The following is a 4896-nucleotide window of genomic DNA, read 5'->3' on the forward strand; positions in this document are numbered from 1 at the left end:
CAGAATGAGTTTAAGACAAACAATTATTTTAATGAGAGTTTGATCCTGGCTCAGGATGAACGCTGGCGGCGTGCCTAATACATGCAAGTAGAACGCTGAAGGAGGAGCTTGCTCTTCTGGAAGAGTTGCGAACGGGTGAGTAACGCGTAGGTAACCTGCCTCTTAGCGGGGGATAACTATTGGAAACGATAGCTAATACCGCATAAAAGTCGACATTGCATGATGTTGACTTGAAAGGTGCAACTGCATCACTAAGAGATGGACCTGCGTTGTATTAGCTAGTTGGTGAGGTAACGGCTCACCAAGGCGACGATACATAGCCGACCTGAGAGGGTGATCGGCCACACTGGGACTGAGACACGGCCCAGACTCCTACGGGAGGCAGCAGTAGGGAATCTTCGGCAATGGGGGCAACCCTGACCGAGCAACGCCGCGTGAGTGAAGAAGGTTTTCGGATCGTAAAGCTCTGTTGTAAGAGAAGAACGAGTGTGAGAGTGGAAAGTTCACGCTGTGACGGTATCTTACCAGAAAGGGACGGCTAACTACGTGCCAGCAGCCGCGGTAATACGTAGGTCCCGAGCGTTATCCGGATTTATTGGGCGTAAAGCGAGCGCAGGCGGTTAGATAAGTCTGAAGTTAAAGGCTGTGGCTTAACCATAGTACGCTTTGGAAACTGTTTAACTTGAGTGCAGAAGGGGAGAGTGGAATTCCATGTGTAGCGGTGAAATGCGTAGATATATGGAGGAACACCGGTGGCGAAAGCGGCTCTCTGGTCTGTAACTGACGCTGAGGCTCGAAAGCGTGGGGAGCAAACAGGATTAGATACCCTGGTAGTCCACGCCGTAAACGATGAGTGCTAGGTGTTGGGTCCTTTCCGGGACTCAGTGCCGCAGCTAACGCATTAAGCACTCCGCCTGGGGAGTACGACCGCAAGGTTGAAACTCAAAGGAATTGACGGGGGCCCGCACAAGCGGTGGAGCATGTGGTTTAATTCGAAGCAACGCGAAGAACCTTACCAGGTCTTGACATCCCTCTGACCGCTCTAGAGATAGAGTTTTCCTTCGGGACAGAGGTGACAGGTGGTGCATGGTTGTCGTCAGCTCGTGTCGTGAGATGTTGGGTTAAGTCCCGCAACGAGCGCAACCCCTATTGTTAGTTGCCATCATTTAGTTGGGCACTCTAGCGAGACTGCCGGTAATAAACCGGAGGAAGGTGGGGATGACGTCAAATCATCATGCCCCTTATGACCTGGGCTACACACGTGCTACAATGGCTGGTACAACGAGTCGCGAGTCGGTGACGGCAAGCTAATCTCTTAAAGCCAGTCTCAGTTCGGATTGTAGGCTGCAACTCGCCTACATGAAGTCGGAATCGCTAGTAATCGCGGATCAGCACGCCGCGGTGAATACGTTCCCGGGCCTTGTACACACCGCCCGTCACACCACGAGAGTTTGTAACACCCGAAGTCGGTGAGGTAACCATTTGGAGCCAGCCGCCTAAGGTGGGATAGATGATTGGGGTGAAGTCGTAACAAGGTAGCCGTATCGGAAGGTGCGGCTGGATCACCTCCTTTCTAAGGAAAAGGAAACCTGTACGTTGGTCTTGTTTAGTTTTGAGAGGTCTTGTGGGGCCTTAGCTCAGCTGGGAGAGCGCCTGCTTTGCACGCAGGAGGTCAGCGGTTCGATCCCGCTAGGCTCCATTAACACTATAAGGGTGTTAAGATTGAACATTGAAAATTGAATATCTATATCAAATAGTAACAAGAAAATAAACCGAAACGCTGTAAATATTTAAAGAGTTTAGGTCGCAAGACCAAAAATAAGGTTAAGTTAATAAGGGCGCACGGTGGATGCCTTGGCACTAGAAGCCGAAGAAGGACGTGACAAACGACGAAATGCTTTGGGGAGCTGTAAGTAAGCGACGATCCAGAGATGTCCGAATGGGGGAACCCACTAGCTAATGGCTAGTACTCCTATCTGTTAAGGATAGGTAGAGGAAGACGCAGTGAACTGAAACATCTAAGTAGCTGCAGGAAGAGAAAGCAAAAGCGATTGCCTGAGTAGCGGCGAGCGAAACGGCAGGAGGGCAAACCGAAGAGTTTACTCTTCGGGGTTGTAGGACTGCAATGTGGACTTAAAGATTATAGAAGAATGACATGGGAAGGTCAGCCAAAGAGAGTAAGAGCCTCGTATTCGAAATAGTCTTTATACCTAGCAGTATCCTGAGTACGGCGGGACACGAGAAATCCCGTCGGAATCTGGGAGGACCATCTCCCAACCCTAAATACTCTCTAGTGACCGATAGTGAACCAGTACCGTGAGGGAAAGGTGAAAAGCACCCCGGGAGGGGAGTGAAATAGAACCTGAAACCGTGTGCCTACAACAAGTTCGAGCCCGTTAATGGGTGAGAGCGTGCCTTTTGTAGAATGAACCGGCGAGTTACGATATGATGCGAGGTTAAGTTGAAGAGACGGAGCCGTAGGGAAACCGAGTCTGAATAGGGCGCAATAGTATTATGTCGTAGACCCGAAACCATGTGACCTACCCATGAGCAGGTTGAAGGTGAGGTAAAACTCACTGGAGGACCGAACCAGGGCACGTTGAAAAGTGCTTGGATGACTTGTGGGTAGCGGAGAAATTCCAAACGAACTTGGAGATAGCTGGTTCTCTCCGAAATAGCTTTAGGGCTAGCGTCGACATTGAGATTCTTGGAGGTAGAGCACTGTTTGGGTGAGGGGTCCATCCCGGATTACCAATCTCAGATAAACTCCGAATGCCAAAGAATTATGGTCGGCAGTCAGACTGCGAGTGCTAAGATCCGTAGTCGAAAGGGAAACAGCCCAGACCACCAGCTAAGGTCCCAAAATAATTGTTAAGTGGAAAAGGATGTGGGGTTGCACAGACAACTAGGATGTTAGCTTAGAAGCAGCTATTCATTCAAAGAGTGCGTAATAGCTCACTAGTCGAGTGACCCTGCGCCGAAAATGTACCGGGGCTAAAACAATTTACCGAAGCTGTGGATACCTTTATAGGTATGGTAGGAGAGCGTTCTATGTGTGGAGAAGGTGTACCGTGAGGAGCGCTGGAACGCATAGAAGTGAGAATGCCGGTATGAGTAGCGAAAGACAGGTGAGAATCCTGTCCACCGTAAGACTAAGGTTTCCAGGGGAAGGCTCGTCCGCCCTGGGTTAGTCGGGACCTAAGGAGAGACCGAAAGGTGTATCCGATGGACAACAGGTTGATATTCCTGTACTAGAGTATGTAGTGAAGGAGGGACGCAGTAGGCTAACTAAAGCGTGCGACTGGAAGTGCACGTCTAAGCAGTGAGGTGTGAATTGAGTTAAATGCTTAATTCTATAACATTGAGCTGTGATGGGGAGCGAAGTTTAGTAGCGAAGTTAGTGACGTCACACTGCCAAGAAAAGCTTCTAGCGTTAATCATACTCTACCCGTACCGCAAACCGACACAGGTAGTCGAGGCGAGTAGCCTCAGGTGAGCGAGAGAACTCTCGTTAAGGAACTCGGCAAAATGACCCCGTAACTTCGGGAGAAGGGGTGCTGGCTTTACGTCAGCCGCAGTGAATAGGCCCAAGCAACTGTTTATCAAAAACACAGCTCTCTGCTAAATCGTAAGATGATGTATAGGGGGTGACGCCTGCCCGGTGCTGGAAGGTTAAGAGGAGTGCTTAGCGTAAGCGAAGGTATGAATTGAAGCCCCAGTAAACGGCGGCCGTAACTATAACGGTCCTAAGGTAGCGAAATTCCTTGTCGGGTAAGTTCCGACCCGCACGAAAGGCGTAATGATTTGGGCACTGTCTCAACGAGAGACTCGGTGAAATTTTAGTACCTGTGAAGATGCAGGTTACCCGCGACAGGACGGAAAGACCCCATGGAGCTTTACTGCAGTTTGATATTGAGTGTCTGTACCACATGTACAGGATAGGTAGGAGCCATTGATATCGGGACGCCAGTTTCGATGGAGGCGTTGTTGGGATACTACCCTTGTGTTATGGCCACTCTAACCCGGTAGGTTAATCATCTACGGAGACAGTGTCTGACGGGCAGTTTGACTGGGGCGGTCGCCTCCTAAAAGGTAACGGAGGCGCCCAAAGGTTCCCTCAGAATGGTTGGAAATCATTCGCAGAGTGTAAAGGTATAAGGGAGCTTGACTGCGAGAGCTACAACTCGAGCAGGGACGAAAGTCGGGCTTAGTGATCCGGTGGTTCCGTATGGAAGGGCCATCGCTCAACGGATAAAAGCTACCCTGGGGATAACAGGCTTATCTCCCCCAAGAGTTCACATCGACGGGGAGGTTTGGCACCTCGATGTCGGCTCGTCGCATCCTGGGGCTGTAGTCGGTCCCAAGGGTTGGGCTGTTCGCCCATTAAAGCGGCACGCGAGCTGGGTTCAGAACGTCGTGAGACAGTTCGGTCCCTATCCGTCGCGGGCGTAGGAAATTTGAGAGGATCTGCTCCTAGTACGAGAGGACCAGAGTGGACTTACCGCTGGTGTACCAGTTGTCTCGCCAGAGGCATCGCTGGGTAGCTATGTAGGGAAGGGATAAACGCTGAAAGCATCTAAGTGTGAAACCCACCTCAAGATGAGATTTCCCATAACTATATGTTAGTAAGAGCCCTGAGAGAAGATCAGGTAGATAGGTTAGGAGTGGAAGTTGTGTGAGCAATGGAGCGGACTAATACTAATAGCTCGAGGACTTATCCAAAGAGTCAGAAGATATTGACAACGAAAGGTTAACTTGTTAGAATATAGATGTTCAATTTTGAATGTTTAATCATTCAGAGTTAAGTGACGATAGCCTAGGAGATACACCTGTACCCATGCCGAACACAGCAGTTAAGCCCTAGAACGCCGGAAGTAGTTGGGGGTTGCCCCCTGT

Annotated in this window: 1 tRNA gene and 3 rRNA genes; all 4 read left to right on the forward strand. The window is 50.1% G+C overall.

The features are described from left to right. Positions 1 to 27: 27 nt before the first annotated feature. Positions 28 to 1573 (forward strand): 16S ribosomal RNA (locus tag O3642_RS09690). A gap of 53 nt (positions 1574 to 1626) precedes the next feature. Further along, positions 1627 to 1699, forward strand: a tRNA-Ala gene (locus tag O3642_RS09695). 123 nt (positions 1700 to 1822) lie between these two features. Beyond that, positions 1823 to 4722, forward strand: a 23S ribosomal RNA gene (locus tag O3642_RS09700). Positions 4723 to 4801: 79 nt separating this feature from the next. After that, positions 4802 to 4896: ribosomal RNA gene (gene rrf, locus O3642_RS09705) — 5S ribosomal RNA — on the forward strand; the annotation flags it as partial.

The sequence above is a fragment of the Streptococcus sp. 27098_8_66 genome (assembly GCF_041431945.1).
In the GTDB taxonomy this organism is placed as follows: domain Bacteria; phylum Bacillota; class Bacilli; order Lactobacillales; family Streptococcaceae; genus Streptococcus; species Streptococcus dentalis.